This window comes from Actinomadura sp. WAC 06369, assembly GCF_003947565.1.
In the GTDB taxonomy this organism is placed as follows: domain Bacteria; phylum Actinomycetota; class Actinomycetes; order Streptosporangiales; family Streptosporangiaceae; genus Spirillospora; species Spirillospora rifamycini.
Genome location: NZ_QHJN01000038.1, coordinates 1 through 15,503 on the forward strand (window position 1 = coordinate 1; position 15,503 = coordinate 15,503).

Consider the following 15,503-nt stretch of genomic DNA (forward strand, 5'->3'; position numbering starts at 1 on the left):
GCGGGGGACGGAGAGGGAGGGTCAGCTCCGGTCGAGCGCGGGACGCTTGGGGTCGAACGTCCAGCCGGGCACGAGGTACCGCATCGCGGCGGCGTCGTCGCGGGCGCCGAGGCCCTCCCGCAGGTACAGCTCGTGCGCGGCCGCGACGCGCTCCTCGTCGAGCTCGACGCCGAGCCCCGGACCGGACGGCACCGGCAGCAGCCCGTCGGCGATGCGCAGCGGCTCGCGGGTGAGGCGCTGCCCGTCCTGCCAGATCCAGTGCGTGTCGATCGCGGTGATCTCGCCGGGTGCGGCGGCCGCGACGTGCGTGAACATCGCCAGCGAGACGTCGAAGTGGTTGTTGGAGTGCGACCCCCACGTCAGGCCCCAGTCGGCGCAGAACTGCGCGACGCGCACCGACCCGGCCATCGTCCAGAAGTGCGGGTCGGCCAGCGGGATGTCGACCGCGCCCGACCGCACCGCGTGGCCGAGCTGCCGCCAGTCGCAGGCGATCATGTTCGTGGCGGTGGGCAGCCCGGTCGCGCGGCGGAACTCCGCCATCGTCTCGCGGCCCGAGTACCCGGCCTCGGCGCCGCACGGGTCCTCGGCGTAGGCGAGGACGTCGCGCAGGCCGCGGCCGACGTCGACCGCCTCGGCCAGCCGCCACGCGCCGTTCGGGTCGAGGGTGATCCGGGCGCCGGGGAACCGCTCCGCCAGCGCCGTCACCGCCGCGGCCTCCTCCCGGGCGGGCAGGACGCCGCCCTTGAGCTTGAAGTCGCGGAACCCGTAGCGCGCGTGCGCCGCCTCCGCGAGCCGCACCACCGCCTCCGGGGTCAGCGCCTCCTCGTGCCGGACGCGCGTCCAGGCGTCGGCGTCGCCGCCGGTCTCGTCGTCCGGGGAGCGGTAGGGGAGGTCGGTTCTCCTCCGGTCGCCGACGTAGAAGAGGTAGCCGAGCACCGGCACCCGGTCGCGCTGGACGCCGTCGCCGAGCAGTTCGGCGACCGGGACGCCGAGGTGCTGGCCGAGCAGGTCGAGCATCGCCGCCTCGACGGCCGTCGCCGCGTGCACGGTGACGCGCTGGTCGAACGTCTGGACGCCGCGCCCGCCCGCGTCCCGGCTCGCGAACCGCGACCGGATCTCCCGCAGCACGGACCGGACGCGGGCGACGGGCCGCCCGACGACGAGGTCCGCCGCGTCCTCCAGGGTGGCGCGGATCGGTTCGCCGCCGGGCACCTCGCCGACGCCGGTGCGTCCCTCGGAGTCGGTGAGGACCACCAGGTTGCGGGTGAAGAACGGTGCGTGGGCGCCGCTGAGGTTGAGCAGCATGGCGTCGTGCCCGGCCACCGGGACCACGCGCATGCCCGCCACCGCGGGCCGCTGTCCGGATGTCATGCCTGTCCTCCGATCGCGTGGTCGTCAGTGCCGGCCGGGACGGCCGTCGACGCGGCGCAGCAGCCCGTCCGGGTTGCCGTCCGCGACCGGGCCCGGCAGCAGGCCGGCGGGCACGTCCTGGTAGGCCACCGGGCGCAGGAAGCGCTCGACGGCGAGGGTGCCGACGGACGTCGTGCGCGCGTCCGACGTGGCCGGGTACGGCCCGCCGTGGACCATCGCGTGCCCGACCTCGACGCCGGTGGGCCAGCCGTTGAACAGCACCCGTCCCGCCGTCAGCTCCAGGACGTCCAGCAGGGCCGCGGCCTCGGCGCGGTCGCCGTCGGCCGCGTGGACGGTCGCGGTGAGCTGCCCCTCCATGGCCGCGGCGACCTCCCGCACCTGCGCCGCGTCCCGGCAGCGCACCACGACGGAGCAGGCGCCGAACACCTCCCCCCGCAGCGCGGGGTCGCCGAGGAACGCGTCCGCACCGGTGGCGGCGAGCGCGGGACGGCACGCCGCCGGGCGGTCGTGCTCGGCGCCCTGCGCGAGGATCTCGACGGCCGGGTGCGCGGCGAACGCGGCGACGCCGTCGCGGTAGGCGTCGGCGATGGCGGGGGTGAGCATCGTGGCGGGTTCGGCGCCGGCCACCGCGGCCGCCGCGGCGTCCGCGAACGCCCGCAGCCCCGGGCCGTCCACGGCGACGACGACGCCCGGGTTGGTGCAGAACTGCCCGGCGCCCAGCGTCAGCGACCCGACGAACCCGGCCGCGATGCCGGCGGCCCGCTCGGCGAGCGCCCCGGGCAGCGGGAACACCGGGTTCGTGCTGCTCATCTCCGCGTACACCGGGATGGGGCGGGGCCGCGCCTGCGCCGCCGCGACCAGCGCCAGCCCGCCGGACCGCGACCCGGTGAACCCGACGGCCCGGATCCGCGGGTCGGTCACCAGCGCCGTCCCGAGGTCGGGCCCGTACCCGAACAGCAGCGAGAACGTGCCCGCGGGCAGGCCGCACGCGGCGACCGCGTCCGCGATCGCGCGCCCCACCAGCTCGGACGTCCCGGGGTGGGCGTCGTGCCCCTTCACCACGACGGGGCAGCCCGCCGCCAGCGCCGACGCCGTGTCGCCGCCCGCGACGGAGAACGCCAGCGGGAAGTTGCTCGCGCCGAACACCGCCACCGGGCCCAGCGGGACCCACCGCTGCCGGATGTCGGGGCGCGGCGGCGTCCGGTCCGGCAGCGCCGGGTCGATCCGCGGGACCTCCAGGCCGCCGTCGCGCAGCAGCGCCGCGAACATCCGCAGCTGCCCGGTCGTCCGGCCGCGCTCGCCGGCCAGCCGCGCGACCGGCAGCCCCGACTCGGCGTGCGCCCGCTCGACCAGCGCGTCCCCGAGCGCGTCGATGCCGTCGGCGATCCGCTCCAGGAACTCGGCGCGCCGGGCGAGCGGCGTCCGCCGGTACGCGCCGAACGCCGCGGCGGCCGCCGCGCAGGCGCGCTCGACGTCGCCCGCGTCCCCGTAGCCGTACGCGGGTTCCAGCGCGGCGCCGGTGGCCGGGTCGACGGCGCGGATCCGCCGCCCGGAGCCGGCGACCGGCTCCCCGGCGATGATCATGCGTCCGGTGGGCTCTTTCATACCGCGGCCTCCTCCGGGATCCGTGCGATCAGCGCGTCCAGCTCCGCCAGCTCGGTGCCGTCCAGGTCGGTCAGCGGCGCGCGGACGGGCCCGGCCGGGTGCCCCACCGCCCGCATGCCCGCCTTGACGATGCTCACCGCGTACCCGGCGCGGCGGTTGCGCAGGTCGCAGTACGGCAGGACGAACGCGTCCAGGTAGCGCCGGACGGCGGCGTGGTCGCGGGCGCGGACGGCGCGGTAGAACCGCAGCGCGAACTCGGGCACGAAGTTGTACATCGCCGACGAGTAGGTGGTCACGCCCATCTCGAGGTACGGCAGCGCGAACATCTCCGCGGTCGGCAGCCCGCCGATGTAGGTGAGCCGGTCGCCGAGGCGGGTGTGGATGCGCGTCATCATCTCGATGTCGCCGACGCCGTCCTTGAACCCGACCAGGTTCGGGCACGCGTCGGCGAGCCGCGCGACCGTGGTGTCGGAGTACACCGCGTTGGCCCGGCTGTAGACGACCACGCCCAGCCGGGTCGCGTCGCACACCGCGCGGACGTGCGCGAACAGGCCGTCCTGCGACGCCTCGGTCAGGTACGGCGGCAGCAGCAGGAGCCCGGCGGCGCCCGCGCGTTCGGCGGCGCGCGCCAGCTCGATCGCTGCGGCGGTGCCGTAGCCCGCGGGGGCGATCACCGGGACGCCGTCCGGGGCCTCCTCGACGGCGGCGGTCACGACCGCCTCGACCTCCGCCGGGGTCAGCGAGAAGAACTCCCCGGTGCCGCCCGCCGCGAACAGGCCGGCCGCGTCGTACCGCCCGAGCCGGCCGATGTTCGCGCGGTACGCCGGCTCGTCGAAGCTCAGGTCGTCGCGGAAATGGGTGACCGGGAACGACAGCAGCCCGCCGGCCAGCCGTTCGGCGACCTCGGCGGGCGTGAACTGGGACATTGAACTCTTTCCTTCGGGTCGGTGAACGCTTGCGGTGACGTTAGGCTCGGACATCGATGCAAGTCCAACTCCGAATTAGCATTCACTGATACTCAAAAGGCATCGATGTTCACCATCAATCAGCTCGCCGGCTTCGTCGCCGTCGCCGAGGAGGGGCACTTCGGGCGCGCGGCGCGGCGGCTCAACATGACGCAGCCGCCGCTGAGCCGGCAGATCCAGCAGCTCGAGAAGGAACTGCGGGTCCGGCTGATCGACCGCAGCAGCCGCACCGTGCGCCTCACCCCCGCCGGGCGCGCCTTCCTGCACGACGCGCGCCGCCTGCTGCACGACGCCGAGGACGCCGCCCAGTCCGTCCGCCGCGTGACCGAGGGGCGGTCGGGCGTGCTGCGGCTCGGCTTCACCGCGACGTCGGCGTACGGCGTGCTGGGCAACCTGCTCCGCGCGGCGGGCGAGCACCTCCCGCACATCGAGATCGTGCTGCGCGAGGCCGTCACCCGCGACCAGCTCGAACGCCTCGCCGGCGGCGACCTCGACGTCGGTCTCGTCCGTCCGCCCGTGCCGCCCGGCCTGGAGGCGCGCCCGCTCGGCGCCGAGCCCCTGCTCGCCGCGCTGCCCGCCGACCACCCGCTGTGCGCCGAGGACGAGCTCGGCCTCGCCGACTTCCACGGCGAACGCGTGATCGGCTACGCGCCGTTCGAGGCGCGGTACTTCCACGACCTCGTCGTCAGCGTCTTCCGCGAGTCGGGCGTGCACCCCGCGTACGTCCAGCACGCCCACCAGGTCCACACGGTGCTCGCCCTCGTCGAGGTGGGCCTCGGCATCGCGCTCGTCCCCGCCACCGCGTCCCGCCTGCGCCTCCAGGGCGTCACGCTGCGCCCAGTGCGGCTGCCGAACCCCGAACCCGTGGAGCTGCACCTCACCTGGCGGGCCGCGAACGACAACCCGGTCCTGCGCGCCTTCCTCGACCTGCTCCCCTGACCCGCACCGTGCGGTGGGTCACACCGGCGTGGACGGTGTCACGGCCGGGGCGACGCGCGTGCTCTCAGGTGCATGAGCGAAGCCATGCAGCAAAGGAAGCGGGGGCGGCGCCCACGGGCGGCCCTGGCGGTGGCCGCCCTGGGAGCGACGGCGAGCTGGGGTGCTCCGGCCGTCCCGGCCGCCGCCGCGCCGCCGGACACGGGCGCGTACCTGGGGGTGTGGAACTACGACCAGCCGGACCGCCGCACCATGCGGAACATCGCGGAGATCTCCTGCCTCCCCGCGGAACCCGACTGCGACAGTTTCATCCCGGGCGTTCCCGCGGGCGAGCCCGTCCAGATCCCGCAGATCGGCCGGGTCGTCTTCCGGAAGGGCGCCGGGCCAGGGGAGGTCGTGGGCCGCACCGACCGGGGCTGCACCTGGTCGTTCGAGGTCCGGGGCCGCGCACTGGAGCTCGCCCCGCCGGGCCAGCGCTGCACCAACAAGGTGATCGACTCCGACTACACCCTGCTGAGCTGGTCGGTGCGGGTGTCCGGACGGCACGAGCGGGAGACGATCAAGGGGATCAGCCACCACGAGGAGGACTACGCCTTCACGCTGGCGAACGGGTCCCGCACCCGGGACGGGGCGGAGCCGTGGCCGAGGGCCGCGCGGCGCTTCGGCGGCCGGTGGACCTACGACCCGGCGGACCCGTCCCGCATGATCAACATGGTCGTCCACCGCGGGCCGGACGGTCCCCGCCGGTCGGAGCGGCAAGGCCGCGTCGACATGGTGGTGCTGCCCGACCGGACGATCGCCGCCCGGACCCCCGACGGATGCCGGTGGACGCTCGCGGCGAGCGGCAACACCGCCGAGCTCGCGCCGCCGGGGCAGACCTGCACGCGCGCCGGGGAGAGCGTCACCCTCGACTTCTGGCAGGTGGCGAGCGACGGGCGGCGGCAGGCGTCGATCATGAAGGGGTCCGTGCGGCGGGACGGCCGCACGTCCGCGTTCCTGCTCAACGTGGGGGCGCTGACCCGCCTCGCGGCGCGGTCGCGTGCGGGTGCTGATCCGGACGGGGAGAATGTTCCGGCCGAGACGGGGCATAAGGAGGGCCTCCGGCGGCGTTAGACTGACCGAATCACTCTTCATCACTTTTTCGGCGCCCCAGCGCCAGGCTCGTCCTTGCAGCCCACGAAATCCACTGCGTGGTGCCTCCCGAGACGTGCCCCCCTCTCGGAAGGTATTGCGTGACCACAGCCACTGCTGCTCAGAACCCGACCGCCGACGCCGCCACCGCGGCCGAGGAGCGGGTTCCCACCTTCGCCGAGCTCGGCCTCCCGGCCGAGCTGGTGAACGCCCTGGCCCGCCAGGGCATCGACGCCCCGTTCCCGATCCAGGCCGCCGCGATCCCCGACGTCATGGCGGGACGGGACGTCCTCGGCCGCGGCAAGACGGGGTCCGGCAAGACCCTCGCGTTCGGCCTGCCGCTGCTCGCCCGCCTGTCCGGCCGCCGCGCTGCCCCGAAGCGCCCGCTCGCGCTGATCCTCGTCCCGACGCGCGAACTCGCCCAGCAGGTCCAGCAGAACCTGGAGCCGCTCGGCCGGTCGCTCGGCCTGAAGTTCAAGACCGTCATCGGCCAGACCTCGATGTTCAAGCAGATCGACGCGCTGCGCCGCGGCGTCGAGGTGCTGGTCGCCACGCCCGGCCGCCTCAAGGACCTCATGCAGCAGGGCGCCTGCGACCTGTCCGACGTCGAGATCGCGGTGCTCGACGAGGCCGACCACATGGCCGACATGGGCTTCCTGCCCGACGTCACCGACATCCTCGACCAGGCCCGCCCCGGCGGGCAGCGGCTGCTGTTCTCCGCGACCCTCGACAAGGACGTCGACGTCCTAGTCCGGCGCTACCTGCAGGACCCGGTCACCCACGCCATCGGCCCCGTCGACGAGCCCGTCGACACGATGGACCACCACCTGCTGCTCGTCGCGCCGAAGGACAAGGGCCTGATCACCGCGGAGATCGCCAACCGCGAGGGCCGGACGATCCTGTTCGCCCGCACCAAGCACGGCGTCGACCGGCTCGCCAAGCAGCTCACCCAGGTGGGCGTCCGCGCGGCGGGCCTGCACGGCGGCAAGAGCCAGGGCCTGCGCACCCGCACGCTCGCCGAGTTCCGCGAGGGCAACATCAGCGTCCTCGTCGCGACCGACGTCGCCGCGCGCGGCATCCACGTCGACGACGTGAGCCTCGTCATGCACGTCGACCCGCCGGCCGACCACAAGGACTACATGCACCGCGCCGGACGGACGGCCCGCGCCGGCGAGCGCGGCACCGTTGTCACGCTCGTCCTGCCGCACCAGGTGCGCTCGACGTCCGCGATGACCCGCCGCGCCGGGATCAACGCGCCGCGCGTCCGGGTCGCCAGCGGCGACGCCGAACTGGTCAAGCTGACCGGGGCGCGCGTTCCGTCCGGCATCCCGATCGAGGAGCCGCTGATCCCGGAGCGGCCGCGCCGCGAGAACGGCGGCGGGCGCGGCCGGCCGGGCGGGCGCCGCGGCTACGGCGGCCGCGGCGCGCGGTCGTCCGGCGGCGAGCGCCGGGGCGGCGGCCCGCGCAGCGGCGGCTCCCCGCACGGCGGTTCCTCGCACGGCGGCGGCCGGCGCGGCGGCTCCTACGGGGGCAAGCGCGGCGGCGGCGGCGACCGGAGCGCGGCCCGCTACAACTGAGCCCGTCCCCAGCATGTGAGACGACCCCGTCCCGGGAAACCGGGGCGGGGTCGTTTCACGTGAAACGCCTCCGTACCGCGAGCGGAACGCCCTGTTCGCGCGGGACGTCGGAATTGGAGCATCCGCAGCGATCTTGGAGGGTTCATGGCGTTCCCGCACCCCGGACCGCACGCGCCGGGCACCGTGGTGATCCGGTTGCGTCCGTTCACCATGCTCGGCCGCGGGCTCCGGCCGCCCGTGCTGGTGGACGCGGGGAACTGGCGGGGGCAGATCGAACCGGGGGACACCCCGCTGCCGCTGCCGCCGGGGGTGTGGCCGGTGCACGTCTGGTGCTCGTACTACGGCATCAAGGTGGGGAAGGCCGAGCTGACCGTCGACACGCGCGCGGGCCACCCCGTCCTGCTGCACTACGCGCCCCCGCACACGATCTACACAAGGGGCGCGCTCGCCTTCGAGCCGGTGGACCGGCCGGGGAAGGGCGCACTGGTGGCGATCTTCGGGCTGTCGTTCGGCGTGGTCGCGCTGCTGGTCCTGCTGGCGGCGCTGCTCGGCTGACCGCCGGCCGGTCCCGTCAGCCGGTCTCCTCGCGGGCGTCCGCGGGACGGACGTCTCCGGCTCCGGCGCCGCCCGGACCGCCCGAGCCGTTCGTCCCGTGCGCCGCGTTCTCGGCGCGGAGGCGGTCCTGGAGCAGCTGGAGGCCCTGGAGGCCGTCGACGGAGAGGGCGGCGAGTTCGTCCAGCGACATCAGCGGGCCCGTGCGCAGCGGCGGCTGCCAGCCCTGCTCGGGGTCGTGGCTGCGCAGCACCTTCGCGGGGACCCCGCCGATGACCGAGTGGTCGGGGAACTCGCCGCGGACGACCGCGCCGCCGGCGACGGCGACGTTCCGGCCGAGCCGGGTGCCGGGCAGGATGATCGCGCCGGTGCCGATCCAGCAGCCGTCGCCGATCACCACCGGGTTGTTCTCGGGCCACTGCCGCCCGATCGGCACGTCGAGGTCGCCGTAGGTGTGGTTCTGGTCGGTGATGTACACGTTCGGGCCGGTGAACACGTCGTTGCCGATCTCGATCGACTGGTGCCCGACGATGTGCGTGCCGCGGCCGAGCGAGCAGCTCGACCCGATGGTCACGACGACGTCCGGGCCGAGGTCGAGGCCCGGGACGAACCCGGCGGAGATCGTGACGTGCGTCCCGACGAGGGTGTGGTCGCCGATCGAGATCCACGGTTCGCCGTAGATCGCGCCGACGGGGAAGCCGATGCAGGCGCCCTCGCCGAGGTAGGCGAACCGGCGGGCGCCGTGGGTGTGCGGGGTGATCTCGCCGTGCCGCTGGATCCACTCCCAGGTCCGGTGCACGGCGGTGTGCAGGCCCCGGCGGGCGCGGTCCTTGGCGAGGACGCCCAGGCGCCGCGGCACCGAGCGCGATTCTGCCGACATGCGGTTCACCGTACCGGTTGGTAGCGGCGGACGGGACGCGCGGGACGCGGCGGCGGGGACCGGACGCGGAAGGGCCCGGTCCGTCCGGACCGGGCCCTCTTCCACTGAGCCTTACGCATGCGCACGACCGTCACGGCGGCGGCCGGACGGCGCCTAGTGCGGTGAGTGCACCTGGCCGTCCACGTCGGCGCCGCTGACCGTCATCGAGTCGGCGGAGGTGGCCTCCCCCTCCTCCGAACGGTCCGCCATGTCCTGGCCGGCGCTGCGCCGGGTCATCACCACGCCCGCGGCGCCGGCCGCGAGGGCCGTGCCGGCCATGGCCATCACCATGACGGTGGACGGCCGGGTGCGCCGCGGCGGTTCCACCCGGTGGGCCATGTCGTTCATGAACGTGCTCACCCGCGGGGCGAGGCCCGTCTCCACGTAACGGGCGGCCCGCCGCAGCCGGGGCGCGCTCCAGCCGCGCGCGAGCATGACGCGCTCGTTCGCGGCCGGCATGAACCGGTCGGCCGCCATGGTGGCCTGCCGCCGGCACATCGCCGTACCCTGCATGGCCGCCTGCCGGGCACGCTCGTACCCCGTGTACACGCCATCCTGCGGCCTGCGACGGATACTGATCTTTAGGGACACGCTAACCTCCCTGTTTGCGAGGTCCTGTCTGCAGCCTTCCCGTGCATCGGAGGGTAAACACCGTGCGAGTGACCGTCCGACCGCGTAGGGTGACGGTTTCCGGTATGTCGGAGACCGCACGGTTTTGCGGCAGGAACCGGCCGAACTGCACGAACGAGATCCGGACCCGACCGTCCGGACGACCATGAGGAGGCCCGCGTGGCCAACGAGATCTTCGCGACCCTCGACACGACGCTCGGCAAGATCGTCATCCAGCTGTACCCGGACAAGGCGCCCGAGACGGTCGGCAACTTCGTCGACCTCGCCGAGGGCAACAAGGTCTGGACCGACCCGAACACCCGGCAGAAGACCGAGAAGCCCCTCTACAACGGGACGATCTTCCACCGCGTCATCGACGGGTTCATGATCCAGGGCGGCGACCCGCTCGGCAACGGTACCGGCGGCCCCGGCTACGAGTTCGGCGACGAGTTCCACCCGGACCTGAAGTTCGACCGGCCGTACCTGCTGGCCATGGCGAACGCCGGGCCCGGCACGAACGGGTCGCAGTTCTTCATCACCACCAACGTCCAGAACACCCGCCACCTCACCGGCCGGCACACGATCTTCGGCAAGGTCATCGAGGGCACGGACGTCGTCGACGCGATCGTCCAGTCGCCGACCGGCGCGATGGACCGCCCGAAGACCGATGTCGTGATCCGCACGGTGACGATCGAGCGCCGTTAATCGTTGAGACGGTGAGAGCCCGCACCGCGACGCCGGAGTACGGATGAGCACAGAACCCAGTCCCGCGCCCGACACCTCGGTGCCGACCTGCTACCGGCACCCGGGGCGGGAGACGTACGTGCGCTGCACCCGGTGCGACCGCTACATCTGCCCGGACTGCATGCGCGAGGCCGACGTCGGCCACCAGTGCGTGGAGTGCGTCGCCGAGGGCAACCGGGACGCGCACCGGACGGCGCCCCGCACCGCGCTGGGCGCCCGTGTCGCCGCGTCGTCCACCCCGGTGGTGACGTACGCGCTGATCGGCGCCTGCGTCCTGGTGTACCTGTTCGAGCGCGCGTCCCGCGAGGTCGTCTTCGACTACATGATGGTCGGCCTCGGACTGCTGGACGGGCGGCTCGTCGGCGTCGCCGAGGGCGAGTGGTACCGGCTCTTCACCTCGATGTTCCTGCACCAGACCGAGGGATCGTTCGGCATCACCCACATCCTGTTCAACATGTGGGCGCTGTGGGCGATCGGCCCCGCGCTGGAGCAGGTGCTCGGACGGTGGCGCTACCTCGCCCTCTACGTGCTGTCGGGGCTCGGCGGCTCGGTGCTGCTGTACCTGGTGTCGCCCGGCGAGGCGGCGGTGGGCGCGTCCGGCGCCATCTTCGGCCTGTTCGGGGCCTTCTTCGTGATCGGCCGCCGGATGCGCGCCCCCACCGGGCCCATCGTGTTCCTGCTGGTGATCAACCTGATCATCACGTTCTCGGTGCCCGGGATCTCCTGGCAGGGCCACGTCGGCGGGCTGGTCGTGGGCGCCGCGCTCGCGGCCGCGTACGCCTACGCGCCGAAGGCGCGCCGGCTCGCCGTCCACGTCGCGACGCCCGTCCTCACGCTGGTGCTGCTGGGCGTGCTGGTGGCGGTCAAGACGGCGGACCTGTCCGCGCAGTACGGGCTGTAGGAGCCGTGGGGCGGCCCAGGGGAGCGATCCCCTGGGCTACCTCCACTTCGTGGACAGGATGACGCCGAGGATGATGGCGGTGAATCCGATGCCGAGGTTCCAGTTGTGCAGATCGGTCATGAACGGCACCTCGGTGCCGGTGCTCGCCGTGACGTAGAAGACCGCGATCCAGATCAGGCCCACCAGCCACAGCGTGACCATCGTGGGCACCAGCCAGCGCGGGCTGACCTCGGGCGCCTTGGACTTCTGCGGCGGGGTGTAGACCGCCTTCTTGCGCACTTTCGACTTGGCCACGGTGGTCGATCTCCTCGGGCGTCCGGCGGCCGGGGCGCCGGACCGCACTTGGGTGTTTTGTCGGTTAGCGTATCCGCTGGGGCGCGGCGTACCGGCCCCCGCATGAGGCATCATCCCAGTTTTCACGCTACCGGCGGGAGACCCGGCGTCGAGCCGTTCGAGAAGGGGGACGCGCGGTGCGGACGCTGATCCGTGGACTGGGCGAACTGTGCATCACCGCCGGACTGATCCTGATGCTGTTCGTGACGTACGAACTGTGGGGAACCGGCCAGTACACGCGGGACCAGCAGAACCGCCTCACCGACCAGCTCCTCGAACGGTGGAAGGCCCCCGACGTCACCACCGAGCAGGTCGAGCTCGGGTCCGGCATCGCGATGCTGCGCGTCCCCGAGTTCGGGGACGACTACGGCTTCGTCGTCGTCGAGGGCGTCGAGCGCGACGACCTGCGCAAGGGCCCCGGCCACTACCCGGGCAGCGCCATGCCCGGCGAGGTCGGCAACTTCGTCGTGTCCGGCCACCGCACGACGTACTCCGCGCCGTTCAACGACCTCGGCGAACTCGAGCGCGGCGACGAGATCCTCGTCGACACGCGCGAGAAGCAGTACGTCTACAAGGTCACCGGGCGCGACATCGTCGAACCGACGGCCGTCGAGGTCACCGCGCCGGTCCCGTACCATCCGGGCGAGAAGCCCGGCGAGCGGCTCATCACCCTCACCACCTGCCACCCGAAGTACTCCGACGCCGAACGCATGATCGTCTTCGGCGAGCTGACCGCCGCGAAGCCGCGCGTCCCGTCCGCCGCGGCCGCCGAGTAGGAGGGGTTCCCGTGTACGCGTGGATCTGGCGCCGGCTGCCCGGCGCGTGGCGCACCAAGCTCGCGGTCGCGGCCGCCGCCGTCCTCGCGCTCGTCCTGGTGCTGTGGTACGTCGTGTTCCCGTGGGTGGAGCCGAAGGTCCAGTTCGACCACGGCGTCGTCACCGGGACGCCGTCGCCCTCGTCCTCCGGGGAGCCGGGGCTGCCGTGAGCCCGCGGGTCCTCGTCGTGGACAACCACGACAGCTTCGTCTACAACATCGTCCAGTACCTGCGGGAACTGGGCGCCGACTGCCGCGTCGCGTCCCGCGCGGACGTCGCCGTCGGCGACGCCGCCGGCGCGGACGGCGTCTTGTTGAGCCCCGGTCCCGGGCGCCCCGCGGACGCGGGCGTCTGCGCCGCGCTCGTCCGGTCGGGGGCGCCCGTGCTCGGCGTATGCCTCGGCCACCAGGTCATCGCGCACGCGTACGGCGCCGCGGTGTCCCGGGCGCCCGAGGTCGTCCACGGGTACACGAGCCTGATCCGGCACGACGGCCGCGGCGTCTTCGCGGGCCTGCCGAACCCGTTCCCCGCGACCCGGTACCACTCGCTCGCCGTCGAGGCCGCGACCGTCCCGGACGTCCTGGAGATCACCGCGCGCACCCCGGACGGCGTCGTCATGGGCCTCCGGCACCGCGCGGCGCCCGTCGAGGGCGTCCAGTTCCACCCGGAGTCGGTGCTGTCGGTCGGCGGGCGGACGCTGCTGCGGAACTGGCTGGACACCCTCCGACCAGGGCATTCCCGACTCGCAGAAAATTCTGGTTGAAATCCGTAACGTTCGGACGTCCAGGGGCGAAGACCATATCGAGGGCTTCCGCCATTGCCCCCGAGTGGCGGAAGCCCTCTTCGCGTGTCACCGCCCCCGCGCCAGGACGGCCACCGCCTCGGCCACCCGCTCGGCGGACGGCATCGACTCCGGCGCCAGCAGCGCCTGCTGCGCGAACCCGACGACCATCGCGTGCACGAGCGACCCGAGCGCCACCGCCGTGGCGTCGTCCACCTCGCCGCTCTCCACCCCGAGCACCATCGCCGCCAGTTCCCGGCGGCCCCGCTCCACGGCCTCCAGCAGCGGCGCCCGCACCTCCTCGCTGAACTGGGCCTCGGTGTACGCCTGCGTGCTCGCGACCAGCAGGTCCCGCTGCCGGGGGATCGCCGCGAACAGCTCGTCCAGGAACGTCCGCAGCCGCTCCGCCGGGCTCGCCTCGCCCGCCGCCCGCACCGCCGCCTCGATCGTGTCGCCCCACGCGTCGCTGGCCTGGAGCACCGCCACGGCCATCAGCCGGTCCTTCGAGCCGAAGTGGTACCCGATCGACGCCAGGTGCGCGCCCGACGCGCTCGCGATGTCCCGCGCGGTCGTCCGGCTGTAGCCCTTCTCGGCGAGGCAGATCCGCGCGCCCGCCAGCAAGTCCTCACGCTGTCCCATGCCGAACATTGTACGTACGTACGTTTTGACACCGTGATTTGTACGTACGTACGATCACGCCATGCGCGTCGCCGTCCTCCTGCTGCCCGCACTGCTCGTCTCGATGGACCTGTCGATCCTGTTCGTCGCCGCCCCGGCCATCTCCGCCGCGCTCACCCCGACCGGCACCGAATGGCTGTGGATGATGGACGTCTACGGCTTCGTCATGGCCGGACTGCTGATCACCATGGGCTCCCTCGGCGACCGCATCGGCCGCCGCCGGCTCCTCCTCGCCGGCTCCGCCCTCTTCGGCGCCGCGTCCGCGCTCCTCGCCCTCGCCACCGAACCCTGGACGTTCGTCCTGGCCCGGGCCCTCCTCGGCATCGGCGGCGCCACCCTCGCCCCCTCCACCCTCTCCCTCCTCCGCGCCCTGTACCCCGACGAGCGCCGCCGCCGCGCGGCCGTCGGCGCCTGGACCGTCGCGTTCACCGGCGGCTCCGTCGCGGGCCCCATCGTCGGCGGGCTGCTGCTCGAGCACTTCTGGTGGGGCTCGATCTTCCTCGTCAACGTCCCCGTGATGCTGCTCCTCCTGGCCGCCGCCCCGCTCCTCCTGGAGGAGTCCCGCGACCCCGACGGCGCCGGGTTCGACCTGCCCGGCGCCGTCCTCGCGCTCACCGCCGTCCTCGGCCTCGTCGTCGCGCTCAAGCGCGCCACCGGCCACGGCCCCGACGCCGCCGCCGGCGCGGCGGCGCTGGCCGGCCTCGCCCTCGGGGCCGCGTTCGTCCTGCGCCAGCGCCGCGCCGCGCACCCGCTCCTCGACCTCGGCCTGTTCCGGGCGCCCGCCTTCGGCGCCGCCGTCACCGCGAACACCGCGGTGTCCTGGGCCGCCGCGGGCATGGGCGCCCTGGCGTTCACGTTCATGCAGACCGTCCACGGGCTCACCGCCCTCGAAGCCGCGCTGCACGCCCTCCCGACCCTCGCCGGGACGGCCGCCGGCGCGGCCCTCGCGAGCACGATCGCCGACCGCGCCCGTCCCGCCCCGCTCGTCACCGCCGGGATGCTCCTCGCCGCACTCGGATTCGGGAGCATCGCGCTCCTCGACCCGGGCACCCCCGTGTGGGCGTTCGTCGGCGGCTACACCGTCCTGGCCTTCGGCGTCGGCGTCTGCGGCACCATCGCGAACACGCTGATCCTCTCCACCGCCCCGCCCGAACGCGCCGGAGCCGCCGCCGGCGTCTCCGAGACCGGCACCGAACTCGGCGCCGCGCTCGGCATCGCCGTCCTCGGCGCCGCCACGGCCACCGTGTACACGGCCCGGATGGAGGAGCACGCGCCCCCCGGCACGCCCGGCGCCGCCACCGAGACGATCGCCGGCGCCTTCGCCGTCCTCGACGACGCCGCACTCCTGGACACGGCCGCCGCGGCCTACACCGACGGCGTCACCGCGGCCGCCGCGGTCAGCGCCGCCGCCCTCCTCCTGACCGCCGCCCTCGCCGCCCGCGCCCTCCGCCACGAGCCCCGCTGACCCCACGAACACCCGCGATCGGGCGCGCGGACGGGCCTTCGCGCCCGCTCGTCCCTTCCACCGGGGGTTGAGGGTCGGTGGGGTATTCGGGCCGGTCGGTGGTGCCTTCGAGCCATGGAAG

17 protein-coding genes are annotated in these 15,503 nt (G+C 73.9%); 10 read left to right on the forward strand and 7 right to left on the reverse strand.

The genetic code is table 11. The annotated features are described in order from the left end of the window. Positions 1–21: 21 nt before the first annotated feature. Genes DMH08_RS13065 through kdgD form a run of 3 tightly spaced genes read right to left on the reverse strand, consistent with a single transcriptional unit; the run spans position 22 to position 3,902 of the window. Positions 22–1,371 carry an enolase C-terminal domain-like protein gene (locus DMH08_RS13065; RefSeq protein WP_125614095.1) on the reverse strand — a complete coding sequence of 450 codons (1,350 nt, stop codon included), beginning with the start codon at positions 1,369–1,371 and terminating at the stop codon, positions 22–24. A gap of 24 nt (positions 1,372–1,395) precedes the next feature. Then, positions 1,396–2,976, reverse strand: a complete 1,581-nt coding sequence (locus DMH08_RS13070) for an aldehyde dehydrogenase (NADP(+)) (protein ID WP_125614097.1) — start codon at positions 2,974–2,976, stop codon at positions 1,396–1,398. After that, positions 2,973–3,902 carry a 5-dehydro-4-deoxyglucarate dehydratase gene (gene kdgD, locus DMH08_RS13075; RefSeq protein WP_026404702.1) on the reverse strand — a complete coding sequence of 310 codons (930 nt, stop codon included), beginning with the start codon at positions 3,900–3,902 and terminating at the stop codon, positions 2,973–2,975. The genes DMH08_RS13070 and kdgD overlap by 4 nt, the downstream gene beginning before the upstream one ends. A 105-nt stretch (positions 3,903–4,007) precedes the next feature. Here kdgD and DMH08_RS13080 point away from each other — a divergent pair, with 105 nt between their 5' ends. The 4 genes from DMH08_RS13080 to DMH08_RS13095 all read left to right on the forward strand — a co-directional run bounded on the left by DMH08_RS13080 (position 4,008) and on the right by DMH08_RS13095 (position 8,140). Further along, on the forward strand, positions 4,008–4,880 hold the full coding sequence (locus DMH08_RS13080) for a LysR family transcriptional regulator (RefSeq protein ID WP_026404703.1): 873 nt from the start codon (positions 4,008–4,010) through the stop codon (positions 4,878–4,880). Between the two features lie 72 nt (positions 4,881–4,952). Continuing rightward, complete coding sequence (locus DMH08_RS13085) at positions 4,953–5,990, forward strand: hypothetical protein (protein WP_125614100.1); 1,038 nt, start codon at positions 4,953–4,955, stop codon at positions 5,988–5,990. A gap of 119 nt (positions 5,991–6,109) precedes the next feature. Further along, positions 6,110–7,585, forward strand: a complete 1,476-nt coding sequence (locus tag DMH08_RS13090; RefSeq protein WP_125614103.1) for a DEAD/DEAH box helicase — start codon at positions 6,110–6,112, stop codon at positions 7,583–7,585. Between the two features lie 144 nt (positions 7,586–7,729). Then, complete coding sequence (locus DMH08_RS13095) at positions 7,730–8,140, forward strand: hypothetical protein (protein ID WP_051301270.1); 411 nt, start codon at positions 7,730–7,732, stop codon at positions 8,138–8,140. A 16-nt stretch (positions 8,141–8,156) separates the two neighbouring features. On the opposite strand, the gene DMH08_RS13100 is transcribed toward DMH08_RS13095, so the two are convergent. Both DMH08_RS13100 and DMH08_RS13105 read right to left on the reverse strand, forming a co-directional pair. Continuing rightward, a complete protein-coding gene (locus tag DMH08_RS13100) occupies positions 8,157–9,017 on the reverse strand; it encodes an acyltransferase (RefSeq protein WP_125614106.1) in 861 nt (286 codons plus the stop codon). Positions 9,018–9,170: 153 nt separating this feature from the next. Further along, on the reverse strand, positions 9,171–9,605 hold the full coding sequence (locus tag DMH08_RS13105) for a hypothetical protein (RefSeq protein ID WP_051301271.1): 435 nt from the start codon (positions 9,603–9,605) through the stop codon (positions 9,171–9,173). 240 nt (positions 9,606–9,845) lie between these two features. Between DMH08_RS13105 and DMH08_RS13110 the strand changes: the two genes are divergently transcribed. Further along, a complete protein-coding gene (locus DMH08_RS13110) occupies positions 9,846–10,370 on the forward strand; it encodes a peptidylprolyl isomerase (protein WP_026404706.1) in 525 nt (174 codons plus the stop codon). A gap of 43 nt (positions 10,371–10,413) precedes the next feature. Then, complete coding sequence (locus DMH08_RS13115) at positions 10,414–11,310, forward strand: rhomboid family intramembrane serine protease (protein ID WP_125614109.1); 897 nt, start codon at positions 10,414–10,416, stop codon at positions 11,308–11,310. 36 nt (positions 11,311–11,346) lie between these two features. Here DMH08_RS13115 and DMH08_RS13120 read toward each other — a convergent pair whose 3' ends face one another. Continuing rightward, positions 11,347–11,604 carry a cell division protein CrgA gene (locus DMH08_RS13120; protein WP_026404708.1) on the reverse strand — a complete coding sequence of 86 codons (258 nt, stop codon included), beginning with the start codon at positions 11,602–11,604 and terminating at the stop codon, positions 11,347–11,349. 176 nt (positions 11,605–11,780) lie between these two features. Here DMH08_RS13120 and DMH08_RS13125 point away from each other — a divergent pair, with 176 nt between their 5' ends. From DMH08_RS13125 to DMH08_RS13135, 3 genes are read left to right on the forward strand one after another with little or no spacing between them, the layout of a single operon-like run. Beyond that, positions 11,781–12,419, forward strand: a complete 639-nt coding sequence (locus DMH08_RS13125) for a class E sortase (RefSeq protein WP_034520290.1) — start codon at positions 11,781–11,783, stop codon at positions 12,417–12,419. An 11-nt stretch (positions 12,420–12,430) separates the two neighbouring features. Beyond that, positions 12,431–12,628: a hypothetical protein gene (locus DMH08_RS13130; RefSeq protein WP_034520294.1), complete on the forward strand. Its 198-nt coding sequence runs from the start codon at positions 12,431–12,433 to the stop codon at positions 12,626–12,628. Beyond that, the gene (locus DMH08_RS13135; protein ID WP_125614112.1) at positions 12,625–13,221 is read left to right on the forward strand and encodes an anthranilate synthase component II; all 597 of its coding nucleotides are present in this window, start codon (positions 12,625–12,627) and stop codon (positions 13,219–13,221) included. The genes DMH08_RS13130 and DMH08_RS13135 overlap by 4 nt, the downstream gene beginning before the upstream one ends. An 87-nt stretch (positions 13,222–13,308) precedes the next feature. Here DMH08_RS13135 and DMH08_RS13140 read toward each other — a convergent pair whose 3' ends face one another. Next, positions 13,309–13,878 carry a TetR/AcrR family transcriptional regulator gene (locus DMH08_RS13140; protein WP_026404710.1) on the reverse strand — a complete coding sequence of 190 codons (570 nt, stop codon included), beginning with the start codon at positions 13,876–13,878 and terminating at the stop codon, positions 13,309–13,311. Between the two features lie 61 nt (positions 13,879–13,939). Between DMH08_RS13140 and DMH08_RS13145 the strand changes: the two genes are divergently transcribed. Continuing rightward, positions 13,940–15,382 (forward strand): MFS transporter, encoded by a 1,443-nt coding sequence (locus tag DMH08_RS13145; protein WP_125614115.1) that lies wholly within the window; start codon positions 13,940–13,942, stop codon positions 15,380–15,382. Positions 15,383–15,503 lie beyond the last annotated feature (121 nt).